The organism is Bacillus sp. FSL R5-0431, from assembly GCF_038002985.1.
Classification (GTDB): Bacteria; Bacillota; Bacilli; order Bacillales; family Bacillaceae; genus Bacillus.
Window position 1 is genome coordinate 558,072 of sequence record NZ_JBBOOG010000001.1, and the last position, 23,166, is coordinate 581,237.

At 40.6% G+C, this 23,166-nt stretch carries 26 protein-coding genes and 1 pseudogene; 17 read left to right on the plus strand and 10 right to left on the minus strand.

Features of this window, described 5'->3' with window-relative positions:
- Window positions 1–12: 12 nt before the first annotated feature.
- Genes tsaE through tsaD form a run of 4 tightly spaced genes read left to right on the plus strand, consistent with a single transcriptional unit; the run spans window position 13 to window position 2,634 of the window.
- Window positions 13–489: a tRNA (adenosine(37)-N6)-threonylcarbamoyltransferase complex ATPase subunit type 1 TsaE gene (gene tsaE / locus MKZ03_RS02815; RefSeq protein WP_341030837.1), complete on the plus strand. Its 477-nt coding sequence runs from the start codon at window positions 13–15 to the stop codon at window positions 487–489.
- Entirely contained in the window at window positions 470–1,159 is a 690-nt protein-coding gene (tsaB, locus tag MKZ03_RS02820; protein ID WP_034664907.1) for a tRNA (adenosine(37)-N6)-threonylcarbamoyltransferase complex dimerization subunit type 1 TsaB, read from the plus strand. Before tsaE ends, tsaB begins: the two co-directional genes overlap by 20 nt.
- A gap of 25 nt (window positions 1,160–1,184) precedes the next feature.
- Window positions 1,185–1,613 carry a ribosomal protein S18-alanine N-acetyltransferase gene (rimI, locus tag MKZ03_RS02825; RefSeq protein WP_024424460.1) on the plus strand — a complete coding sequence of 143 codons (429 nt, stop codon included), beginning with the start codon at window positions 1,185–1,187 and terminating at the stop codon, window positions 1,611–1,613.
- On the plus strand, window positions 1,606–2,634 hold the full coding sequence (gene tsaD / locus MKZ03_RS02830) for a tRNA (adenosine(37)-N6)-threonylcarbamoyltransferase complex transferase subunit TsaD (RefSeq protein WP_034664904.1): 1,029 nt from the start codon (window positions 1,606–1,608) through the stop codon (window positions 2,632–2,634). The genes rimI and tsaD overlap by 8 nt, the downstream gene beginning before the upstream one ends.
- Window positions 2,635–2,905: 271 nt before the next feature.
- Here the strand turns inward: tsaD and MKZ03_RS02835 are convergent, their stop codons facing one another.
- Window positions 2,906–4,828 (minus strand): ABC transporter ATP-binding protein, encoded by a 1,923-nt coding sequence (locus MKZ03_RS02835; protein WP_307499146.1) that lies wholly within the window; start codon window positions 4,826–4,828, stop codon window positions 2,906–2,908.
- Between the two features lie 138 nt (window positions 4,829–4,966).
- Here MKZ03_RS02835 and moaC point away from each other — a divergent pair, with 138 nt between their 5' ends.
- The 4 genes from moaC to tatC are packed head-to-tail and all read left to right on the plus strand — an operon-like array spanning window position 4,967 to window position 7,105.
- A complete protein-coding gene (gene moaC, locus MKZ03_RS02840; RefSeq protein ID WP_066031256.1) occupies window positions 4,967–5,458 on the plus strand; it encodes a cyclic pyranopterin monophosphate synthase MoaC in 492 nt (163 codons plus the stop codon).
- A gap of 15 nt (window positions 5,459–5,473) precedes the next feature.
- Window positions 5,474–6,127 (plus strand): redox-sensing transcriptional repressor Rex, encoded by a 654-nt coding sequence (locus MKZ03_RS02845; protein WP_008355687.1) that lies wholly within the window; start codon window positions 5,474–5,476, stop codon window positions 6,125–6,127.
- A 27-nt stretch (window positions 6,128–6,154) separates the two neighbouring features.
- The gene (locus tag MKZ03_RS02850) at window positions 6,155–6,334 is read left to right on the plus strand and encodes a twin-arginine translocase TatA/TatE family subunit (protein ID WP_003214302.1); all 180 of its coding nucleotides are present in this window, start codon (window positions 6,155–6,157) and stop codon (window positions 6,332–6,334) included.
- 6 nt (window positions 6,335–6,340) lie between these two features.
- Complete coding sequence (gene tatC, locus MKZ03_RS02855; protein WP_341030841.1) at window positions 6,341–7,105, plus strand: twin-arginine translocase subunit TatC; 765 nt, start codon at window positions 6,341–6,343, stop codon at window positions 7,103–7,105.
- A 39-nt stretch (window positions 7,106–7,144) separates the two neighbouring features.
- On the opposite strand, the gene MKZ03_RS02860 is transcribed toward tatC, so the two are convergent.
- From MKZ03_RS02860 to MKZ03_RS02870, 3 genes are read right to left on the minus strand one after another with little or no spacing between them, the layout of a single operon-like run.
- The gene (locus MKZ03_RS02860) at window positions 7,145–7,771 is read right to left on the minus strand and encodes an NUDIX hydrolase (RefSeq protein ID WP_341030843.1); all 627 of its coding nucleotides are present in this window, start codon (window positions 7,769–7,771) and stop codon (window positions 7,145–7,147) included.
- Between the two features lie 57 nt (window positions 7,772–7,828).
- Window positions 7,829–8,023: a YdiK family protein gene (locus tag MKZ03_RS02865; RefSeq protein WP_034664886.1), complete on the minus strand. Its 195-nt coding sequence runs from the start codon at window positions 8,021–8,023 to the stop codon at window positions 7,829–7,831.
- On the minus strand, window positions 8,020–8,754 hold the full coding sequence (locus MKZ03_RS02870) for a CPBP family intramembrane glutamic endopeptidase (RefSeq protein WP_106071923.1): 735 nt from the start codon (window positions 8,752–8,754) through the stop codon (window positions 8,020–8,022). The genes MKZ03_RS02865 and MKZ03_RS02870 overlap by 4 nt, the downstream gene beginning before the upstream one ends.
- 229 nt (window positions 8,755–8,983) lie before the next feature.
- On the opposite strand from MKZ03_RS02870, the gene groES reads away from it, so the two are divergent.
- Entirely contained in the window at window positions 8,984–9,268 is a 285-nt protein-coding gene (gene groES / locus MKZ03_RS02875) for a co-chaperone GroES (protein ID WP_003214120.1), read from the plus strand.
- A gap of 56 nt (window positions 9,269–9,324) precedes the next feature.
- Window positions 9,325–10,959 (plus strand): chaperonin GroEL, encoded by a 1,635-nt coding sequence (gene groL / locus MKZ03_RS02880; protein ID WP_034320371.1) that lies wholly within the window; start codon window positions 9,325–9,327, stop codon window positions 10,957–10,959.
- 634 nt (window positions 10,960–11,593) lie between these two features.
- Here the strand turns inward: groL and MKZ03_RS02885 are convergent.
- Window positions 11,594–12,106, minus strand: coding sequence for a DUF3231 family protein (locus MKZ03_RS02885; RefSeq protein WP_034664874.1), 513 nt, complete (start codon window positions 12,104–12,106; stop codon window positions 11,594–11,596).
- Between the two features lie 490 nt (window positions 12,107–12,596).
- On the opposite strand from MKZ03_RS02885, the gene MKZ03_RS02890 reads away from it, so the two are divergent.
- The 4 genes from MKZ03_RS02890 to MKZ03_RS02905 all read left to right on the plus strand — a co-directional run bounded on the left by MKZ03_RS02890 (window position 12,597) and on the right by MKZ03_RS02905 (window position 14,810).
- Window positions 12,597–13,049 carry a MarR family winged helix-turn-helix transcriptional regulator gene (locus tag MKZ03_RS02890; protein ID WP_341030846.1) on the plus strand — a complete coding sequence of 151 codons (453 nt, stop codon included), beginning with the start codon at window positions 12,597–12,599 and terminating at the stop codon, window positions 13,047–13,049.
- Window positions 13,050–13,071: 22 nt separating this feature from the next.
- A complete protein-coding gene (locus MKZ03_RS02895) occupies window positions 13,072–13,590 on the plus strand; it encodes a GNAT family N-acetyltransferase (RefSeq protein ID WP_341030847.1) in 519 nt (172 codons plus the stop codon).
- Window positions 13,591–13,610: 20 nt separating this feature from the next.
- Complete coding sequence (locus MKZ03_RS02900; RefSeq protein WP_034664860.1) at window positions 13,611–14,222, plus strand: FMN-binding negative transcriptional regulator; 612 nt, start codon at window positions 13,611–13,613, stop codon at window positions 14,220–14,222.
- A 171-nt stretch (window positions 14,223–14,393) separates the two neighbouring features.
- Complete coding sequence (locus MKZ03_RS02905; protein ID WP_341030850.1) at window positions 14,394–14,810, plus strand: hypothetical protein; 417 nt, start codon at window positions 14,394–14,396, stop codon at window positions 14,808–14,810.
- Window positions 14,811–14,872: 62 nt separating this feature from the next.
- On the opposite strand, the gene MKZ03_RS02910 is transcribed toward MKZ03_RS02905, so the two are convergent.
- Window positions 14,873–15,340 carry a hypothetical protein gene (locus MKZ03_RS02910; RefSeq protein ID WP_341030852.1) on the minus strand — a complete coding sequence of 156 codons (468 nt, stop codon included), beginning with the start codon at window positions 15,338–15,340 and terminating at the stop codon, window positions 14,873–14,875.
- Window positions 15,341–15,463: 123 nt separating this feature from the next.
- On the minus strand, window positions 15,464–16,138 hold the full coding sequence (locus MKZ03_RS02915; protein WP_307499150.1) for a hypothetical protein: 675 nt from the start codon (window positions 16,136–16,138) through the stop codon (window positions 15,464–15,466).
- Between the two features lie 209 nt (window positions 16,139–16,347).
- On the opposite strand from MKZ03_RS02915, the gene MKZ03_RS02920 reads away from it, so the two are divergent.
- Together MKZ03_RS02920 and MKZ03_RS02925 are read left to right on the plus strand one after the other, a co-directional pair.
- Window positions 16,348–16,716, plus strand: coding sequence for an RlpA-like double-psi beta-barrel domain-containing protein (locus MKZ03_RS02920; protein ID WP_003213878.1), 369 nt, complete (start codon window positions 16,348–16,350; stop codon window positions 16,714–16,716).
- A gap of 73 nt (window positions 16,717–16,789) precedes the next feature.
- Window positions 16,790–17,839, plus strand: coding sequence for a hypothetical protein (locus MKZ03_RS02925; protein ID WP_341030855.1), 1,050 nt, complete (start codon window positions 16,790–16,792; stop codon window positions 17,837–17,839).
- 215 nt (window positions 17,840–18,054) lie between these two features.
- Here the strand turns inward: MKZ03_RS02925 and MKZ03_RS02930 are convergent, their stop codons facing one another.
- From MKZ03_RS02930 to gabP, 3 genes and pseudogenes are all read right to left on the minus strand, one after another.
- On the minus strand, window positions 18,055–18,429 hold the full coding sequence (locus MKZ03_RS02930) for a carboxymuconolactone decarboxylase family protein (protein WP_034664837.1): 375 nt from the start codon (window positions 18,427–18,429) through the stop codon (window positions 18,055–18,057).
- A 285-nt stretch (window positions 18,430–18,714) separates the two neighbouring features.
- Complete coding sequence (locus MKZ03_RS02935) at window positions 18,715–20,247, minus strand: multicopper oxidase family protein (RefSeq protein WP_341030857.1); 1,533 nt, start codon at window positions 20,245–20,247, stop codon at window positions 18,715–18,717.
- 89 nt (window positions 20,248–20,336) lie between these two features.
- A pseudogene (gene gabP, locus MKZ03_RS02940) lies at window positions 20,337–21,733 on the minus strand (GABA permease); the annotation flags it as partial.
- Window positions 21,734–22,215: 482 nt separating this feature from the next.
- Between gabP and MKZ03_RS02945 the strand changes: the two are divergent.
- Entirely contained in the window at window positions 22,216–23,115 is a 900-nt protein-coding gene (locus MKZ03_RS02945; protein WP_341030862.1) for a cation diffusion facilitator family transporter, read from the plus strand.
- Window positions 23,116–23,166 lie beyond the last annotated feature (51 nt).

Consider the following 23,166-nt stretch of genomic DNA (forward strand, 5'->3'; position numbering starts at 1 on the left):
GGTGACATAACTGTGAAATTAACATGGACGACAAAAGGTGCGGATGAGACGAAACGAATTGCCGCTGCTTTGGCCAAACTTGTGATGCCAGGCGATGTTTTGACATTAGAAGGGGATTTAGGTGCAGGCAAAACTACTTTTTCAAAAGGTTTTGCAGAAGGCTTAGGGATTACCCGTATCGTCAACAGCCCTACCTTTACGATTATTAAAGAATATACCGATGGCAGACTGCCACTTTATCATATGGACGTGTACCGCATGGAAGATGCGGAAGAAGATATTGGGCTCGAAGAATATTTTGAGGGCGAAGGTGTATGCTTGGTTGAGTGGGCACATCTCATTGGATCTCAATTGCCTTCCACCTATTTGAAAATAGAAATGCTGAGAACAGAACGTGAAGAAGAACGTCATCTCACGTTTAGTGCAAAAGGGGAACGCTATAAGACCCTTTGTAAGGAGATGAAAGAATTTGACCATACTGGCAATTGATACGTCTAACCATACACTGGGAATTGCCCTTGTAAAAGATTCCACAGTGATTGGTGAGAGCATCACGTATTTAAAAAAGAACCATTCCGTTCGAGCGATGCCGACTGTTGAGGCATTAATGAAAGAATGTGGTGTAGCGCCAAGTGAACTAAGTAAAATCGTTGTAGCGAAAGGACCTGGTTCCTACACTGGTGTCCGAATTGGTGTGACCATTGCAAAAACACTCGCGTGGACGCTGTCTATCCCGATATCGGCTGTTTCAAGTTTAGAAACACTTGCGGCAAATGGTCAATATTTTGATGGATGGATCTCGCCACTATTTGATGCGAGAAGAGGACAAGTTTATACTGGGCTATATACGTTTGAAGAAGGAAAAATCAAAGAGATCAAACCAGACCAAAATATCTTGCTCACGGATTGGCTTCATGAGCTGAAGCAGACAGGAAAGCCTGTCCTATTTCTTGGGCAGGATGTGCATCTTCATGAAGAGAGCATTCGCTCCATTTTAGGAGAAACTGCTGTGATAGCAGAGGGAGCTTTTCATAACCCAAGACCTTCAATGCTTGCGTTTTTAGGGACAGATCGTCCTGCTGAAGATGTTCATCAGCTTGTTCCTAACTATATTCGTTTGGCAGAAGCGGAAGTGAAATGGCTTGAAGGACAAAAATAATCTCAACATAACAGAGATTCGAAAAATGACGGTAGCGGACATTCCAGAGGTGTATACGATTGAAGTGCATTCGTTTACTGCACCTTGGAAAAAAGAATCATTTGTCTATGAGATTCTCCATAACCAGTACAGCCATTATTTCCTCATTGAAGAAGATAAACAGCCTGTTGGGTATTGCGGGGTCTGGATCGTCATGGACGATGCACAAATTACGAACATTGCGATTCTCCCTGAGCATAGAGGAAAGGGCTACGGGGAAGCATTGCTGCGATATGTCATGGAATTTTGCAAAGAAAAAAAGACAGATCATCTTTCTTTAGAGGTGCGGGTTTCGAATACACCTGCACAATCCCTTTATGAAAAGCTTGGTTTCAGACCAGCTTCTATTCGAAAGAATTATTATACGGATAATGGGGAAGATGCATTGGTCATGTGGGTGAATATAAATGAGTGAACAAACAGATCGATTCATATTAGGTATAGAGACAAGCTGTGATGAAACAGCTGCATCCATTGTAAAAAATGGGAAAGAAATTGTGGCGAATGTTGTGGCCTCGCAAATAGAAAGTCATAAACGATTTGGCGGTGTTGTACCAGAAATCGCTTCAAGACATCACGTGGAACAAGTTACCATCGTATTGGAAGAAGTGATGACACAGGCCAATATGAGCTTTCAGGATTTAGATGCCATTGCTGTCACAGAAGGACCGGGCTTAGTCGGTGCCCTTCTGATCGGTGTCAACGCAGCCAAGGCACTGAGCTTTGCTCATCAGATTCCTCTTGTTGGTGTACATCATATTGCTGGGCATATTTATGCAAACCAGCTTGTAGATGAATTACAGTTTCCATGTTTGGCTCTTGTTGTCTCTGGTGGACATACTGAGCTTGTGCTAATGAAGGAGCATGGATCTTTTGAGGTCATCGGAGAAACATTAGATGATGCGGCTGGAGAAGCCTACGATAAAGTGGCTCGGACGATGGGTCTCCCGTATCCAGGTGGACCTCATATTGATCGGTTAGCACATGAAGGAGAGCCAACGATTAAACTTCCTCGTGCATGGCTTGAAGAAGGTTCCTATCACTTTAGCTTTAGTGGATTAAAATCAGCTGTAATTAACACATTACACAATGCATCTCAAAAGGGAGAAACAATTGCTCCAGAGAATTTGGCAGCAAGTTTTCAAGCAAGCGTCATTGAGGTGCTTGTTGGGAAAACATTAAAAGCGGCTGAGGCCTATGGCGTAAAGCAGGTTGTCCTAGCTGGTGGAGTCGCTGCCAATAAAGGACTGAGAGAAGCTTTGACGACAGCATTCACAAAGCTACCTGACGTGAAGGTCATTATTCCGCCGTTATCTCTTTGCACAGACAATGCAGCCATGATCGCTGCTGCTGGAACCATTGCGTTTGAAAAGGGAATAAGAGGCGATATGGCGATGAATGGCCAGCCGGGCTTACCGCTTGTCTCATATGAATGAAAAATCCTGTGGATACACAGGTTTTTTTCATTTTCAATGAAAGCGATTTATTCACATGTAAACGTTATATATCCACAATTATTTGAAAATTTTGTTTTGAAATGAAGAGAATGTGTATAAAAAAGAATTTTTGTGTGGATATGTGATTAAAAACCTGTGAATAAAGTGGATAAGTCCAAAATTTTTAAGAATAACAAAGAAGTTTTTGTGGATATTAATGTGGATAATAAATTTCCACTGAAAGAAAAAAGAGCACCCATTTGGGCACTCTTTAAGATTCGGATAGCTCTTCCCACTCCGCGAAAAGTGATTCAAGCTCTTGATTAAGCGTATCATTTTCTGTTTGAATGTCTTGGACCTTCTCATGATTTTGGAAAATAGCAGGATCACATAGAAGCTCTTCATTTTCACCAAGTTTCTCTTCAATGACAGCAATCCGCTTTTCAATTTCCTCGATTCTGCGCTGCTTTTGTCTTTCTTTCTTTTTCAGTTCTTTCTCTTCCGCATAAGAAAGCTTTGCTGTTTCTACTGGCTTTGCTGCTTGTTTTTTAAGCGGTTCATTTTCTTGAAGCGCCTCAAGCTCTAATTGTTCATTTTTCTTTTCAAGGTAGTAGTCATAGTCACCAAGGTATTCTTTTGTTTCCGCTCGCGACAGCTCGAATACTTTCGTTGCTAGTCGATTAATAAAATAACGGTCATGCGAGACAAATAAGATGGTTCCTGGATAATCGATCAGCGCATTCTCTAAAATTTCCTTACTATCTAAGTCCAAATGGTTCGTAGGCTCATCAAGTATTAGGAAATTGGCTTTTTGAAGCATCAGCTTTGCCAGGGCAAGCCGGGCTTTTTCTCCACCGCTTAATGCATGAACGGGCTTTAAGACGTCATCACCAGAAAAAAGGAAATTCCCTAAACATGTCCGAATTTCTTTTTCATTCATATGAGGATAGTCATCCCAAAGCTCATTGAGCACTTTTTTGGATGATGTCAGTTTGGCTTGTTCTTGGTCATAGTAGCCGATCGTGACATGAGATCCAAAGGTGATGTCGCCTTTTACAGGCGTTAATGTGTTCGTTAACGTTTTTAAAAGGGTTGATTTCCCAATCCCGTTAGGACCAATGAGTGCCACGCTATCCTCACGTTTGATCTGAAAAGAAAGGGAGGATAGGAGTGGTGTTTTTTCATCATAACGAATGTCGAGATCATGTACCTTCAGCACATCATTGCCGCTTTGTCTCGTAATATCAAAATGAAAGTTTGCGGATTTTTCATCACCTAATGGCTTATCTAAACGATCCATCCGTTCCAGCTGCTTGCGTCTGCTCTGAGCGCGCTTTGTGGTTGAGGCTCTTGCCAGGTTGCGATCTACGAAGTCTTGTAGCTTTGAGATTTCTTCTTGCTGCTTTTCGTAGAGCTTCATATCACGCTCTAGCTGCTCAGCTTTCAGTTCAAGATACTTACTATAGTTGCCTGCGAACTTTTTCATGGCAGTTCTTGAGACTTCATACACATGGTTCACCACTTTGTCTAAGAAGTAGCGGTCATGGGACACGATCAGAATGGCGCCTGTATAATTTTGCAAATACTGCTCCAGCCATGATAAGGTATCAATATCTAAATGGTTGGTCGGCTCGTCCAGAATTAAGAGTTCTGGTTTCATTAATAAGAGCTTTCCAAGCGCTAGACGGGTTTTCTGGCCGCCGCTTAAGGATTGAACGGTTGTCTCATCTTCAAAGTGACTAAAGCCCAGCCCATGAAGAATGGAGCGGACATCTGCTTCGTATTGATAGCCGCCTTGATCTTTAAATTCCTGCTGCAGTCTGTCATAGGTTTTCATGAGGGAATCCAGCTCAGAACCTGTGGAGGAAGCCATTTTCTCCTCAATGATTCTCATCTCTTGTTCCATCCCTTTTAAATGATCAAAAACCGATAATAATTCGTCTTTTAACGTACGTGTAGATGTCACATCGGTATGCTGTGCTAAATAGCCGATCGATAGGTCTTTCGGTTTGATGATCTCACCTTGCTCGTAAGACAATTGACCGGCAATGATTTTCAAAAGGGTGGATTTGCCTGCGCCGTTACGACCTACAATGGCAATCCGATCCCTTGCTTTGACTTCCAATTTTATATTCGTTAAAACAGTATCAGCACCAAACGATTTGGACAGCTGATTCACTTGTAGAATCATCATGTAAATTCACCTCTGCTATAATATGTTAAGTGTAGCTTATCAGCAGTAAACCGGCAAATGTTACATACAATCGCCATATTCAAATGAAAGACAGATAGGAAAAAATAGTGTATCATTTGAGTGAGGGAGCGTTGAAAGATGAGTCAATTTAGCCACTTTAACGAACAGGGAAGAGCAAAGATGGTCGACATTAGTGACAAATCGTCTACAGTGAGAACCGCCGTTGCTGCTTCAAGCGTTCGTATGATAAAAGAAGTGTTTCATAAAATACAACAACGTGAAATTGGAAAAGGGGATGTGCTGTCTGTTGCACAGGTTGCTGGCATCATGGCAGCAAAGCAAACATCTACCATCATTCCAATGTGTCATCCGCTTGCACTAAAAGGCGTGGATATCTCCTTTGATTGGGAGGAAGACGGAAATGCGTACATTCTGAACATACAAGTACAGGTGAAAACAAAAGGAAGTACGGGTGTGGAGATGGAAGCGCTCACTTCTGCTTCAGTATGTGCACTGACCGTTTACGACATGTGCAAAGCGATTGATAAAGGCATGATCATCGGTCCTACCTATTTAATTGAAAAGACAGGCGGGAAAAACGGTGATTTTCACAGAGCATCTGATATTTAAGTTGGAGGACCTTATATGAATATAGATCAGTCAAAAATTCCACAAGCGACAGCCAAACGTTTGCCGCTATATTACCGTTTTTTAAAAAATCTGCATGCATCAGGAAAACAAAGGGTGTCATCGGCAGAGCTTAGTGATGCAGTCAAAGTGGATTCTGCCACCATTCGCCGAGATTTTTCGTACTTTGGTGCACTTGGGAAGAAAGGGTATGGCTATAATGTCGATTACCTCTTGACCTTCTTCAGAAAGACACTTGACCAAGATGAAATGACCAATGTCATGCTCATCGGTGTCGGGAATTTAGGGACTGCTTTTTTACACTATAATTTCATCAAAAATAATAATACAAAAATTTCAATGGCTTTTGACGTCAATGAGAGTAAAATAGGAAGTGAGATAGGCGGCGTGCCTGTCTATGATTTGGATAAGCTTGAAGAGCATGTTCAAGAGGTAGGAGATATTCCTGTTGCCATTTTGACAGTACCTGCCGTAGCAGCTCAATCCATTACAGATCGTTTGATTGCCCTTGGCATCAAAGGAATCCTTAACTTTACGCCGGCTCGATTGAATGTGCCGGAACACATTCGAATTCATCATATAGATTTGGCGGTTGAACTTCAGTCTCTTGTGTATTTCTTAAAGCATTACTCTGTTACACAGGAGGATTGACGAAAAGGGGTAAAGGGGGTGGAGCAAATGGGTCCGATCGGTCCTGGAAGCTTGGTTCTGATTGCGATTGTTGCGCTCATTATTTTTGGGCCGAAAAAGCTTCCTGAATTAGGAAGAGCAGCAGGAGATACATTACGTGAATTCAAAAATGCCACAAAAGGTTTAGCTGATGATCAGGAAGAAAAAAAGAAAAAAGAAGATCAGTAGAATAGGATGAGCTTCATGAATGTCAAAGATATGCCGCTTATGGAGCATATTGTGGAACTGCGAAAACGTTTAGTGATCATTGCGATGTTTTTTGTCGCCTTTATGGTGGCTGGTTTTTTTCTTGCTAAGCCGGTCATTGTGTATTTACAAAATACCGATGAAGCGGCCACACTGACACTGAATGCATTTAAGCTCACAGATCCGCTGTACGTGTTTATGCAGTTCGCATTTGTCATTGCTTTGGTTTTGACGTGTCCCGTGATTTTATATCAGCTTTGGGCGTTTGTCAGCCCCGGCTTATATGAAAAAGAGAGAAAGATGACACTTGCTTATATTCCGATTGCACTGCTTTTATTTTTGAGCGGTGTGGCTTTCTCTTATTTTATTTTGTTTCCGTTTGTCGTTGATTTTATGATGCGAATGTCGAATGATTTAAATGTAGAGCAAGTCATTGGGATTCATGAGTATTTTACATTTCTGATGCAGTTAACACTTCCATTTGGCTTTTTGTTTCAGATGCCCGTTGTGTTGATGTTTCTCACAAGACTTGGCATCATCACACCGATGTTTTTATCAAAAATACGGAAGTATGCCTATTTTGTCCTCCTTGTTATTGCCGCACTCATTACACCGCCAGAGCTTGTTTCTCACCTCATGGTCACCTTGCCGATGCTCGTTTTGTATGAAGTGAGTATTGTTATTTCAAGAGTGACCTATCGCAAAATGCAGCAAACAGAGACAGAGGAGAAAAAAAATTATGATGTCTCATAAAAAAGCATCGTGATCCGAATAAGGGTCACGATGCTTTTTCTATTGTAAAAGGAATTGATTGATCGCTTGAAATAGATGCTGATAATAGGCAGGCTCATGCGGTACAAAATCTTGTATACAGACTACTCTGTTTTCCTCACGTTGTTCTTCGGCTTCATCAACTTCAAAGCCCTCCAGATGAATATTTTCACATTTTCTCATGAAAAGCTGCTGTGCATCCATTAGCTTTGCTCTGTAAAGTCCAGCGACTTCTTCTTTTTGTAATTGAATGTTCATCTGCTCTTCTTGATGGACGTAAAGATAGACATGGCAAAATTCACGATCAGTAAAATCGGGTAGATGAATTTCATCCTGTATAACACCTGCAAAGGCTAGATCTTCAAAAGGGACAGTAAGACCAAGCTCTTCTTCTACCTCTCTCATACCGTCAGAAGGCTGTTCATTTGCAAGAAGGTGGCCTGCTGCTGTGATATCAAACAGAGCAGGAAAATCTTTTTTTGCGGGGCTTCTTAGCTGAAAATAGAGATACACGGTGTCATGTTCCTTTTTGAGAAGCCAGAAATGAAAGGTTTCATGCCAAAGACCTTGGGCGTGGACATCTGAACGGGGTGCAACTCCAATCGCTTCATGCTGCTCATTTAAGATGTTCAGTTTTTCTTGTTTCATGAAAACTTGTCCTCCATAAAAAAACCATTTTCCAGAGATTAGAAAATGGTTTTTGATTTATTTTTGCTGCTGTTTTTTGAGTTTGACAGAGAAGGCAAACATTTTAAACGCGATATTGATATTATAGGCCGCAAACACCATCAGCAAAATGCTGTAAAATGACCACATGTCACCTGGATTTTGAATGGCCATATAGGTGAAAGCAACACCTACGGCAAAATAAATGACGCCCCATACGACAGGGTTTCTCATGAGAAAAAGCCTCCAATAATCATTTGCATTGTTTGAGATTGTTCTTCAATCATTTTTCTTACTGGCTCAATCTGCACAAGAATGACGAGCGAGTTCATCAGCATATGTGCACCGATTGGAACAATGATACGTTTTGTTTTCGCATATAAAAAGGCAAAGGTAAAGCCCATCGCGGTATAAAGTAAGATATGAGCAAAATCATTGTGTACAGCTGCGAATACCACTGAACTGACAAGCGCTCCAATAAAGAAGTTCGTTTTTTCATAAATCACACCAAAAATGATTTTTCGGAAAATGATTTCCTCTAATATCGGTCCAATCAGGGCGATGACAATTACAAGCCATGGAACTGCATCCATAATGGATAAGATGGCTTGAGTATTTTCGGATTCACGGCCAATGCCAAATGCATATTGTTCAATCGCTCCTGCAATCGATTGTGCAAAGAGGGAAAGAAAGAAACCGCCAATGATCCAGGCGATAGCTACCCCGACTGAAACCGGTGCTTCATTTCGAAGTGAAGCTTTTGGTACAGTCCGAAGAATGAGCAGAATAATGATTAATCCGATACAGAAGCTGATGATTGTCCATGTTCCTGACAATTTAGAGAGCTCTGTTTGTGTCATCGGTGTCTGAATGAATCCTAACCATTTCATGATGAACACATAAGGAATCGCAGAAACCTGTACCAATATATACGTTAAGATGATGTACCAATATTGTTTTTTCAAGTAACGAAAACCCCTTTACTAAAAGAACTAGATTTATTGTAACACAAGTCTTCTTTTTCGATGAAAAGGAAAGAATCTGAGTTGAAAAAAGATCATGAAAGCGTAAAAATTTTTAAAGGTTTTTACTTGAAATTACAGAAGACATTCTTTATTATAATAAATGTGTTAGCACTCACTGGTGATGAGTGCTAAAAAAGACTACATATAAAAATTGAGGAGGTTGTTTCTTATGTTAAAGCCATTAGGCGATCGCGTAATCATTGAACTCGTTGAATCTGAGGAAAAAACCGCTAGCGGTATTGTGTTACCGGATTCTGCAAAAGAAAAACCGCAAGAAGGTAAAATTGTTGCAGCAGGTTCAGGTCGTGTACTTGAAAGTGGTGAGCGCGTTGCGTTAGAAGTAAACACAGGCGACCGCATTATCTTCTCAAAATATGCAGGCACTGAAGTGAAATATGAAGGCAAAGAATATTTAATCCTTCGTGAGAGCGACATTTTAGCTGTTATTGGTTAATCACATAAAAAAACATTGAGATATATTTTTAAAAAGACTGAGGAGGTTTCGTTATTATGGCAAAAGATATTAAGTTCAGTGAAGAAGCACGTCGCGCGATGTTACGTGGTGTAGATGCACTTGCAGATGCTGTAAAAGTAACTTTAGGACCTAAAGGACGTAACGTGGTTCTTGAGAAAAAATTCGGTTCTCCACTTATCACAAATGATGGTGTAACGATTGCAAAAGAAATCGAATTAGAAGATGCATTTGAAAACATGGGTGCAAAACTTGTGGCTGAAGTTGCAAGCAAAACAAACGACGTAGCTGGTGATGGTACAACAACTGCAACGGTTCTAGCTCAGGCAATGATCCGTGAAGGTCTTAAAAACGTAACAGCTGGTGCAAACCCTGTTGGCGTTCGTAAAGGGATCGAAGAAGCAGTGAAAGTAGCACTTGAAGGCTTGCACGAGATTTCTAAACCAATCGAAGGCAAAGAATCAATTGCTCAAGTTGCGTCTATTTCTGCAGCAGATGAAGAAGTAGGCAGCCTAATCGCTGAAGCAATGGAGCGTGTAGGTAACGACGGCGTTATCACAATCGAAGAATCTAAAGGGTTCACAACTGAGCTTGAAGTGGTTGAAGGAATGCAGTTTGACCGCGGATATGCTTCACCATACATGGTGACTGATTCTGATAAGATGGAAGCGGTTCTTGAAAATCCTTATATCTTAATCACTGATAAAAAGATCACGAACATTCAAGAAATCCTTCCTGTACTTGAGCAAGTTGTACAACAAGGAAAACCATTATTGATCATTGCTGAAGATGTAGAAGGCGAAGCACTTGCAACACTTGTTGTGAACAAACTTCGTGGAACATTCAACGCAGTGGCAGTCAAAGCACCTGGATTCGGTGACCGTCGTAAAGCAATGCTTGAAGACATCTCTGTTCTAACTGGCGGAGAGTTAATCACAGAAGACCTAGGACTTGACCTGAAATCAACTGAAATCGGTCAGCTTGGCCGCGCGTCTAAAGTTGTTGTGACAAAAGAAAACACAACCATCGTAGAAGGCTCAGGAGATTCTGCTCAAATCGCAGCACGCGTCAACCAAATCCGTGCGCAAGTAGAAGAAACAACTTCTGAATTCGATAAAGAAAAATTACAAGAACGTCTTGCAAAACTAGCTGGCGGCGTCGCTGTCATCAAAGTTGGGGCTGCAACGGAAACAGAACTAAAAGAGCGCAAACTACGCATCGAGGATGCACTGAACTCAACTCGTGCAGCAGTTGAAGAAGGTATCGTATCCGGTGGTGGTACAGCACTTGTGAATGTATACAAAAAAGTCGCTTCAATCGAAGCAGATGGTGACGTTCAAACAGGTGTAAACATCGTTCTACGTTCTCTTGAAGAGCCAATCCGTCAAATCGCTCACAACGCAGGTCTTGAAGGATCAGTCATCGTTGAGCGCTTGAAAAACGAAGAAATTGGCGTAGGCTTCAACGCAGCAACAAACGAATGGGTAAACATGATCGAAAAAGGAATCGTTGACCCAACAAAAGTAACTCGTTCTGCACTTCAAAACGCAGCTTCTGTTGCAGCAATGCTTCTAACAACTGAAGCAGTCGTTGCTGACAAACCAGAAGAAGGCGGCTCAGGCGGCGGAATGCCAGACATGGGCGGCATGGGCGGTATGGGCGGCATGATGTAATCAGGGTTTCAAAACCTTGTTATATCAACGTCTGAAATAATAATATGCTTTTCTTGTCGTCGTATTTGTCCTTGTGTTATTAAACACAAGGCAACCTGTGACAAATAAGCTAACTATAGAAGAAGGCCTTTCATCAGTTTGCAAAACTGTTGGGAGGCCTTTTCTTCCATATTAACAGTCATATGAGCATAGATATTCCTTGTAGTATGACTAATCTTATGTCCACTATGCTATTGTTTTTCATTAATGACGATTCGACCTCAAGCAGTATGGTATGACCAACCTTGTTGATTAAATGGAACCTCGGAACGGGCCCGACTTTATGCTGCAATTGCAAGGACTATAATAGAGAAAGGTTACTCTCGAAGTTTTTACCACTGGTTAGTTGCTATCAATGTTTAAGGAACCTATAGTAATAGGAGCTTTTAAATCTGAGGAAGATATTTTTAGGTATATTAAAGGAATTGATCTTCTAGTGCTGATGATGTTGGCTCAGAGGCAATCGATGGGAATGGCAAAATATAGTGACTGTAAAGAGAGTGAAGGAGAGTTTTCAATTTGTAGAAAGTTTAAAGCTTAGCAAGAAAAGAGTAAACCCTAAAGGTCTACTCTTTAATGTTTAATCATCTTATGATTAGCAATCTTCTGCTTTGCTATGATGAAGAGGTGGTGGAATTAACCATCCTTTTTCTTTGTTAAGTCTAAGGACTTTTGCTCCAAGTGCTGTCTTTTGAACATGAAACTGTCCAAACATCATAGCTATGTCTTCTCGAATGGATTGCCCCATAATTGTGCTACACGATACTAAGCCTGCCGCAATGTTCGCCGAAAGACCAGCGGCTATTTCTGGATCTTGAAAACGTGCCCCTACTGGAATATCGTCTATACAAGCTTTAGGTCGTTCAGGAGGTGTTGGAGGTAAGCCAATTCCATTTTCTTTTAATAAAGTTTCAATTTCTTTGATTTCTTGTTGCCCACCCTGAATAGCTTCTTCAATTAATTTTTGTAAGTCTTCGTCACCTGCATGGTTTAAGTGGGTTTGATAACCAGCAACTAAACCTTTAGCTACCATCAAGTAAGACCATGTACCAAACACTTCACCATAGTGCATAGGTTCATCCGTTGGATTTCCACTTAAAATTCCCATTGTCATCCTCCCTAATTGTAAAATATTCATTAAGCGACCTTCCTTTCTTGACGATTGGTCACCTTTTTATAGTTCCTAAATTAAACCATTATATTCATCATTTTAATGATGGTTGTTAAAGGTAAAATTCTAATTTTAATCTATGTGGACTCTAACGAATAATGGCTAATAAAACTGGAGAGATTATGTTATAAAAAGAGCGGTTGCATAAAGGGAAATTATCTTCTAGCAACGAATATATATGATAAAATGTAGTGGCATATTATGAGGCTCTCTTCTTCTTTTTCCCATTGCCTAACCACCTTCGTTCGCGATGATCAGAGATCGTTATTTTTTGTAACGATTACCACTATTAAAGAAACGAGCGAAATAAAGAAAATGAAAAAAACACTTTCTCAATGAAGGTGTTTTTTTGTTGTGTTTACAACAAAAATAAACTATAATGTTGTTATGTTTTATGTTGTAAATGCAACAAAAGGAGTCGTGATAAATGAGAGAGATTTTGCGAGAGATTGGCGTCATCGCTCGGGCGCTTGATTCTATAAGTAATATTGAATTTAAAGAGTACGATTTAACGAAGGGGCAGTATTTGTATCTTGTGCGTATATGTGAAGAGCCTGGCATCATTCAGGAAAAGCTGGCGGAAATGATCAAGGTGGATCGAACAACGGCTGCTCGTGCTATCAAAAAATTAGAACTGCATGGTTTTATTGAGAAGAAAGATGATCGAGTGAATAAAAAAATCAAAAAGCTGTTTCCCACTGATAAAGGGGAAGCGGTATATCCAATGATTAAACAAGAAAATGATTATTCGAATCAAGTAGCGCTGGATGGGTTTTCTGAAGAGGAAGCAGAACAGATATATGAGTATCTTCTAAGGGTGAGAAAAAATATCGAAAAAGATTGGGATTATGTGAAAAAAGGAAATAAGAGACGCTACTAAATGATAAGGAGAGATGACTTCAATGACCGTCACTTTTATTCCATGCAATGAACAGCATATAGAAGAGCTGCAAAAAGTCGGTATCGACACATTTATAGAAACCTTTCAGAATCAAAACAAAGCGGAACATATCGATGCTTACGTAAAGACAGCCTTTCATCCGAACCAGCTGTTAAAAGAATTACATCATCCATCTTCACAGTTCTATTTTGTTCAAGTGAATGGCGAAGTTGCTGGTTATTTGAAGGTCAATATGGATGATGCGCAGTCAGAAGAGATGGGAAGTGAAGCGTTAGAGATTGAAAGAATTTATATTAAGCAGTCCTTTCAAAAACAAGGATTAGGCCGATATTTAATCAATCAAGCCTTTGAGATCGCGAAGAAATATCATAAACGTGATGTTTGGCTTGGGGTGTGGGAGCACAACAAAGCGGCCATTGCATTTTATCAAAAGCTAGGGTTTGTTCAAACAGGAGTGCATTCATTCCTTATGGGGGACGAAGAGCAAATGGATCTCATTATGACCAAAACACTGAGCTGATCTAAAAGGGGGGAGAGAACATGCATGTTCCATCATTTTTTCAAGTGAAAGATATGGAGAAAATCAAATCATTTATTCAATCAAATTCATTTGCTACAGTTGTGACCACAACAGATGAGAAGCCCATTGCGACACATATTCCAGTGAGTTTTCATCAAGTTGAAGATTCGTATGTGATTACAGGACATATGGCGATTGGAAATCCACAGTGGAAAACGTTTGAAGAAAATGAGAAGGTGCTCGTCATCTTTCAAGGACCACATGCCTATATATCCTCTTCATGGTATGAAAAAGAAGCCGTACCGACATGGAATTATCAGGCTGTCCATGTATATGGAAAGGCTGTGCTGTTAGAAAAAGGGGAACTGGTAAAAGAATTAACCACGATGCTGGAAACATACGAAAGCCACAGAGAACAGCCTGTTTTATGGGATACATTGTCTGATGAACTGTTAGAGAAACAAATGAAAGGGATTGTGGGCTTTAAAATCATCATTGATGAAGTTCAGGCTGCTTTTAAACTAAGCCAAAATCGCCATGAAAGGGATTATGCTCACATCATTGAAAAGTTGGAAGCAGAGGGTGACGTGGAAATGGCTGAGGCGATGAAAAAGAGAGTAAAGGATGTATGAGAAAAGCACTCTTATGATCAAAAGTGCTTTTTTTTGTTTTGAGAGAAATGAGATATCTTGGCTTATAATGTCACATTTTCTTTAAAATTACATAAAAAAATCCACTATTTCCATAAAAAATCAGATCAATTCCTTATAATAAAGGTATCTGAGAATGGGGAGTGAGTCGAGATGGACCAAAACTTGCTGCAAATGAATCAAGTGAGATCAGAGGATGAATTAGCGGTTGTTAATATATCTTCTACAGAAATTGGGGCGCTGTCAAAGGAAGCGGCTGAGCGGATTTTACAAACGAAGGATACGGATGATATTCATTTACTGATGTATGTCCCGATTGAAAAGAAAGCAGATTTGATTTGGTTGATTGAAAGTGTTGGACAGGCGTTAGAAGATGAGGATGAAGATAACGTTGCACTTGAATTGGCTGATTTGCTCTATTTCTTTGTCATTCCATTTTATAAGGAGTATATTTTGAGGGAACATCATTTGTATGAGTGTATAGATGATTTGTTGGTACGATTAGCATCAAGGACTCACTCAGATATTCACACACTAGTCGATGCGATGAGAGACGATTTGACTGAATAAACATGAAAAAAGGCTTGTAGAGAAGTCCTCTACAAGCTTTTTTCATCGTAAAAAACCATAAATTACTGGGCTCTTTCCCAGGTGATTTTTGTTTCATTTGTTTTTTTCTTTCCTTTTGCCAGTACTTTGCCGTTTTCTTGTTTCACGGTGATGTTTAGGTCGTAAAAGGAATAGAGGGCGCCAAGGCTGTCATTTTCTGGTTTGTGCAGGTTGTTTTCTTTTTCAGTTGATGCCCCAATGGCCAGCGTCTTGGCAAAGTTTAAACCGATGACTTCAGCGTAATCACTATTGGTATCAGATGAAGCGGTTACGTTTAAAGAAATGACTTTTTTCTTTTGATCAACGGTGATGGCTGTGTCTTTTACGAGCTTAGACTGCTCCATGACTTCTTTCGTTTCATTTTGAATGCGGTCATTAATCGTTGGAAGTGCCTTAGATTCTGTTTTTTGTTCTTTTGTCGTATTTGAGCAAGCTGCTAGAATGAAGAGACTTGCAACTAGGCTCATGAAAACAAGTAGACTTTTTCTCACGTTCGTTCTCCTTTTTTCTGCGAAGTATGTATGTTTATGTTACCACGAATCCTTGTTTTGATTAAAAGAGAAGTGTTGATAAGCTGTGAACAATAAAAGCACCCAAAATAGGGCGCTTTTTTCTTATTGTGCTGAAAGGCTTGTACTTAATGGAATAGAAGAAATGACGGTGAATTTAGGAGCCGCAGCACCAGACTCTAAATTTTTACGTAAAAGCGATGATTTGATTGTTCCATCCCATTTTTTATAGACACTTCCTGAAGTATTCGCACGAAGCTGTACATTCGAGAAACTTGCTTGTGAGTAGCTGTTTGTTCCATTATCTTGGACGCCGTGAACCATTTTGACGACATCGAGGTTTTTCAGACGACTAGGGTTGAAAACAGGCTGCTTATAGCGCAATTTCCCATTGACGTATAGTGACACTGTGCCATCACCATTGTTGATGAGCTTTAAGTTGACACGTGCACCATCCGTAATGCTCTTATCGTACTCACTGTTCCAGTATTGACTGCCGCCTTGTGAGCCGCTGCCAAGAAAGACCTTATAGCCAGACGACGTTTTTGAAATACCGCTCTCTACAACGGCAGAGCCGAGACCGAGGTACCAGTCCGCATAGCCATTTTTAATAGTGGCTGTTTTCGGCAGCACAATATCAGCAGAGATACCTGACCATTTTGCCTCATCCGTTTGTGTCACAATCGCGCCGTGACGAGGACCAGCTGCAGAGGCAGGGATACTTGATAGCATCAAAACGAAGGCCAAACTTACACTCAAAACGATGAACCACTTTTTCATAAAAATTCCTCCTTAAATTGGATTCACTTTTATTATATAAAATGAAAGAGAGGGGTTACTTACATTGTTCTGGCCGATTTTGGTATTTTTTGTGAACAAAATCGGTCATAAAGTGGTCAACTTGTATTCGAATTGTAATGTGACTGTAAAATAACTGGGGGCATCTTCATGTATAATAAGTGCAGAAACCAAATACGGAGGATTTTTTAATGAATAAAAAGCTTATCGCGACAATCGTAACAGTAGCTAGTTTATTTTTGGCGTTTAGTTTCTCACATGGAGCAAGTGCAAAAAAAGTAAGCGGCAATATTACTTGGTATAATGGTGTCGGTAAAAAGGGCGCAGATGGAAAAAAACTCGGTCATTGGGATGCAGCAACTAAAATGGGATTTGACGTACCGAAAAAAGGTACAAAACTTAGAGTGACAACAAAAGCGAAACCACATAAAGTGATTACAGTATATAAATATGATGTAGGCAGAATGCCAAACGCTGTATTAGACGTCAGTCCAAAAGCATTCAAAGCACTAGGGTATAAAACAAGTAAAGGTGTCGTAAAAGGGCATTACACTTATTAATACATAGTCATGCAAAGAAGCGGGAAAAGTTTATTTTCTGGCTTCTTTTCTTGTAGAGAGGGTCTGAAAGGCAATGAAAAAATCAACATGGTGGATCATCACGGTCATCGGAGTCGCAGTGATTGCGGCAGTCATTTTCTTCATGATGAAGCCGGCGCAAGAGGCGAAACATGCAGGAAAAGTGAAAACGAATCAAGATGCAAAAGACGAATTACTCGTTTCATTTACAGATCAACAGTTAAACAATACGTATTACCTGCATGACCGGGCGCTTCATACGGAGAAACTGACAGCATATCCTTCGATTGCTTATGATTCTACGAAACAGCTTTTATATTACACGTATACGGATGAAGACACACAAAAAGTGAGTATTAGAGAACTGAATGTGAAAACAGATGAAGAAAAAACGCTATTTACGAGTGATGATTCCATCGACAGTATGAGGCTGTCTGGAGACGGAAAACAGTTATATCTCAGGTATAACAAGGATTCTGGCGAACAATTTTATGTCGCTTCTTATGATTTGAATACACAAAAAATGAAGGTGTTATATCCAGAAAAAAGCAAGGATGATACGGTGAGTTCTTTTGCTTATGATCCGGCGTCAAACCTTCTGGCAATCCAGCATTATTCCTTAAAAGAAGATTACAAGAAAACCGATGAAGCGAATGAAAAGGGAAGAGACCCTGAACCAACGACCATGAAGATCACCCTTCAAACAGGTGCGAAGGGGAAGCGTATTACACGTATCTCGCAAACGATCAATGATATTTCATTTTCACCAGATCATAAGACATTGATTTATACAGAAGTGAAGGTGCGAAACGAAAAAGAAGTATCCTCTATTAAGATGCTTGATGTAGAAACCGGAAAAACGACGACACTCGTTAAGAACAGTGAGGATATGCATATTTTAAGTGCCGCACAGCCGCAATTTTCTACGGATGGTTCTTCTATTTATTTCTTAGGTGTTGCTAAAAACGCAAAGGAATTAAAGGATGACACCGGACGAAAAGCAAAGGTAAGAACGATATTTGAATACAATATCAAGAAGAAAACAGTGGAAGCCGCTTGGGAGAAGGATGGCGGAATTGTTAACAATTTCACTGTCAATCGATAAGGGTACGTTCAGTTATTTGATATAACTGGACGTTTTTTTATTTTGCCGCTTGAAATGATGGTGAAATTGAGGAATTCATGGAAGGGAAAGCAATTTTTAAGCAGAGAAACGTGTGGTATTTTCGTATTTTGCTTATGTGACAGAGGAAAAGAAAGAGAGTAATATGAGTGTACATAAAAAAACGAGAGGACAGAAGGCTTCTCGTTTTCACTGATTTATTTGGTGTTATTGTCTAGTAAGTTTTGAAAGATAAACAGGGCATTAATGGAGTGAGGGAATCCAGCAACTTTTGTACAGTGCTTAATAATCTCCATGATCTCTATGACAGAAAGTCCGATATGTAATGCTTGTTCAAAATGAGTCTTTAATTCTTCATCACAATCGCCTTTTGTAATGAGGGCAGATAATGTGCTGATGGCCTTTTGTTTTTCATCTAAAATGAAGTGGTTGAATTCTTTTTGTTCACCGAGTTCAATTGTTAGCTGTTCAATATTTGACCAAATGCTCTCGTTTTCCTGAATTGAAAGCTTCTCTATGTTACCTGCCGCTGTTTCTTGTGTGACCTGGCAAGTCTCTTTTTCTTCATTCAAATTGAACTCCTCCGTTTTTTATCGCAATTTTCCATTTGTTCGTTCATTGTGGCTTATGTGCCTTTTGACAGATGCAATGGGTATATAGTAGTATTATCGGTTTGCTGCGTCAACTTTTTAAGTATTGAATGTACAAATAAATGCCATTTCAAGTCATGCTTTGTTTTATTTTAGAATAATTCAATGAAAAGGAAATAAAGGGCTAATATATCGCTGTCTGTTAGCCCTTCGCAATGATTTACTCAATACATGTGTTTACGCATGTGACGGGAGATTAATTTCATTTTACTGGATGATAACCATCGGCCGCATCATGTCATAATCCTCGTGCTCTAATATATGACAATGCCACACATACCTGCCGCTGTATGGAACAAAGCGAGCGATGATCCGAATGACTTCACCGGCATGCGCTTGAATGGTGTCCTTGTAGCCTTGTTCATGTAAAGGAGGGGCTTCGTTCGGTCCTGTATACACAATTTCCCCTGTCGATTGATAGACCTCTGTATCAAATGGTCTTCTGTCTATCACCCTAAATTGAACAAGATGTAAATGAATGGGATGTGTGCCCCTTGTTGGATTGACGATGGACCAAACCTCTACACTGCCAAGCCGAGGATTTTCCGTGACGGGGTCATTCCAAAATTGGTTATCCAGCAATAAAATGGGGCGGCCGTATTTATCCTGTGTACCGGTAAGAGTGAGCGTACGCTCTTTATCAGCTCGACTAGGCCGAAGCGGTGGAAGCGGTTTGAAAATAGGCCGTAATGTTTTAGGTGCTCTCCCTTTTAGCGGCCGTGTGACTTTAAATTGCATGATGTTTGCATCTGTTTCAGGATTCACTTCCTGTCCGCAGCCCGCTTTATTTTTAAGGATGATCGTTTTGTTTTCGTAAGCTGAAAAATCGATGATGACATCAAACCGTTCAGCAGGAGCAATGCTAAAGGATTGATGGTGAACAGGTCTTGGCAAAAAGCCGCCATCAGATCCAATTTGCAAAATCGTAGCATCGTTGTCTAGATGCAGCTCGTAAGTTCTTGTATTGGACGCATTTAAAATACGAAAGCGATATTTACGCGGTTCTACTTCTAAATACGGCCATACTTTTCCATTAACCAAAATGGTTTCTCCGCAAAAGAAGGGCACGATGGACGGATCTGGTATGTCACTGTCTTCTGGCGTGTTGTTTGGTCTGCTTGGATAAAACAGTGCGCCATCCTCCTGAAACGTACGGTCCATGATCATTAACGGAATGTCATACTCATCTTTCGGTAATTCTAGCGATTTTTCAAACGCATCTGAGATCAAATAAAACCCAGCTAAGCCGGCGTACACATTTAATCGTGTCAATGCCATCGCATGATCGTGATACCACAATGTGCAGGCTTGCTGATGATTTGGGTATACGTATACCTCTCGTTCAAAGAAGGGGCCGGCTGCTTCAAAGTCTCGTGAAAACCAAGCCTCTGGATAGCCGTCACTGCTTGCTGGTGTGACGCCGCCATGCAGATGAACGACCGTTTTGACTTCTGGTTCATCATGATGGCCGGCATGAATGGTGTGATCGACCGGCAGGAAATGCTTCAACGGCAATTTGTTCATCCATTTCACTTTGACTTTTTCATTTCGATTCGCTTGAATGGTTGGACCAGGCAAACTGCCATTATAGGTCCATAGCTTGGTTGGGGGCAGGTCTCTATGAACTTTTAGGAAAACCTCCTCCATAGCGATTTCATAATACGTTTGTCTTGGGTTCTTTTTGACGGGCTCCGCGACTTCTGGAATTGGCAGCTCGTCAACAAATTTTTCTAGGTTCATGTTGTCTAATCCTCACTTAAAATCCAATTTGATACAGTATAAGTGCGGACATGAAAATAGGTGAATAAAATAAAAAAACCCGCTTTTAGCGGGAGTATTACGGGTGTTTATTTTCAAGCGCTGCATTTGCAGGCACTTTTTTATTCGGTTTAAAGACGAAATAAGCGGCAAGCACCCCGAAGGTAATGATACTTGTCAAAATGAGCTGTGGTCTCATTGATTCGATAAACAGCATCGATGCCAAGATGGCGCAAATGACCAAAATGGTAAAGTACGTGAGGTATGGGAACAGCCACATTTTGATTTTGAGCTGTTCTGGATTTTCTTTTTCGAGTTTGCGTCGCATTCTTAATTGTGAAACAGCAATGACCAAGTAGACAAGAAGGGCAATGGCGCCGGACGCATTGACTAAGAACAAAAAGATGGTTTCAGGATAAAAGTAGTTCATCATGACGGCAATGTAGGAAAAGAAGGTGCCTGCGACTGTAGCCGCTACAGGAACACCACGTTTGCTGATTTTCATAAAGCGTTTCGGTGCTTCGCCTCTTTCCGCTAATGAATAAAGCATTCTGGACGTTGTGTACAACCCAGAGTTTAAACAAGAAAGAACGGCTGTTAAAACAATGACGTTCATGACTTGAGCCGCTGATGGGACGCCGATGTATTCTAATACCGCAACGAACGGGCTTGTTAAAATACTCGCTGAATTCCATGGAAGCAAGGTCACAACGACAGCGATGGATCCGACATAGAACACGATGATACGCCATACAACAGAGCGGGTAGCTGTTGTCACAGACTTGACTGGGTCTGCTGATTCTCCGGCCGCTATTGCCACAATCTCGGTTCCCATGAAGGAAAAGATGACGACGACAATTCCGAGTAAAACAGAGCTGAATCCATTTGGAAGGAAACCACCGTTCCCCGTTAAATTGGCAAGTCCTGCAGTATGATGACCGCCAAAACCAAAGATAAATGCAAAACCGATGAGTAGAAAGAGAATAATGCTGACGACTTTTATTAATGAGAACCAGTATTCAAATTCGCCAAAAGATTTAACAGAAAAGATATTCGTTAATGTTAAGAGGATAGTGAGGATAAGACTTGTGAGCCAAACAGGTGCATCTCCATACCAATACTGAATAATGGCAGCACCGGCAATGGCTTCGATGGCGATGACGATGACCCAGAAGAACCAGTAAAGCCAGCCAATTGTAAACCCGGCCCAAGGACCGATGGCATCACTCGCATATTGTGAGAAGGAACCGCTTGTCGGATAGGCGCATGCCATTTCTCCAAGCATTCTCATAATAAAGATCACCAGAAGTCCGGCAAAAGAATAGGAAAGAATGGCTCCAGGCCCTGCAGAATGAATGACAGCGCCGCTACCAACAAATAGCCCTGCGCCAATAACCCCAGCAATGGAAATCATTGAAATATGTCTTGTTTTCAGATTTTTTTGAAGACCGTTTGTCATGTTGGACATGTCTTTACCTCCAAACATTTCTCTTCATAGAGAAATTGTTTTTAGAATATTTTAAATTTTATCATACTGAATTGTCATTCAGCATTGGACAGGTTATCAAACTGACATTTCAAACCTCTTAACATGATGTTAAAAAGTATAAAGGATTTGAGAGATTATGTTCCCTCTTTTTCCTCTGTTCATTCTTAAAAATAGCATAAGATAGGATGGGGAGAAGTTGTGTCTCAAAATAAAATTATTCTGATAATTTATCGAGAAGAGTGATGTTGTCCATATGTTCATCACAGAGTGAATTGGAAAAAGGTTGATGGGAGTAGGTCTTGAGGTCAATTGACCTTATAAAAATAAGTTTACTTAGGTCAACACATTTCTATGTACCCTATTTTGCTGACACAAGCGAATCATGTTGCTGTAGACCCACACGGGCTTTGCTTTGTAAGATAAATAATAGAAAAGTGATGTGTGAGGAGGCGCGGTTCGACATGGAGCGCTATAACGAATTAAGACAAGGTGAAACAGGAGCTTGGGTCAGCATCATTGCCTATGTGATCTTATCAGCGGTGAAACTTCTAATTGGGTATGTGTTTCATTCAGAGGCTCTTTCGGCAGATGGATTGAATAATACGACGGATATTATTGCATCCCTTGCTGTGTTGATTGGGCTGCGTATTTCTCAAAAGCCGCCTGATGAAGATCATCCATACGGTCATTTTCGAGCAGAGAATATTGCGTCTCTTGTGGCGTCCTTTATTATGATGCTTGTTGGACTTCAGGTTCTGCTGAGTGCGGGCCGGTCGCTCTTCTCATCTGAGCATCAAACGCCCGATATGATCGCAGCTTGGACGGCAGCAGGAAGTGCTGTGGTGATGTACGGCGTGTATATTTACAACCGCAATCTGTCCAAACGGATCAATAGCCAGGCTCTTCATGCAGCAGCAGCTGATAATAAATCAGATGCGTATGTGAGTATTGGAACATTTGTAGGGATTATCGCCTCTCAATTTCAGCTGGCATGGATTGATACGCTTGCAGCGTTTGTCATTGGCCTCATTATTTGTAAAACGGCGTGGGAGATTTTCAGAGATGCCTCTCATTCGTTAACGGACGGTTTTCATATAAAAGATATGTCTAAATATAAAGAGACCATTGAAGCAACACCTGGAGTGGGCGATTTGAAAGATATTAAGGCACGGTATCTCGGAAGTACGGTCCATGTGGATGTAGTAGTGGAGGTCGAGCCGCACTTGAACATTGCAGAAAGCCATGATATTGCAGATGAGATCGAACATAGAATGAAGAAGGAACATGATATTTTACACTCTCATGTTCATATGGAGCCAGCAGGTGAGACAAAAGAAGAGAAGAAGTCTTTTCCATCGTGAGAAGGCTTCTTTTTTTCTACATGCTGATGTTTTATACAAATGCGCGTTGTA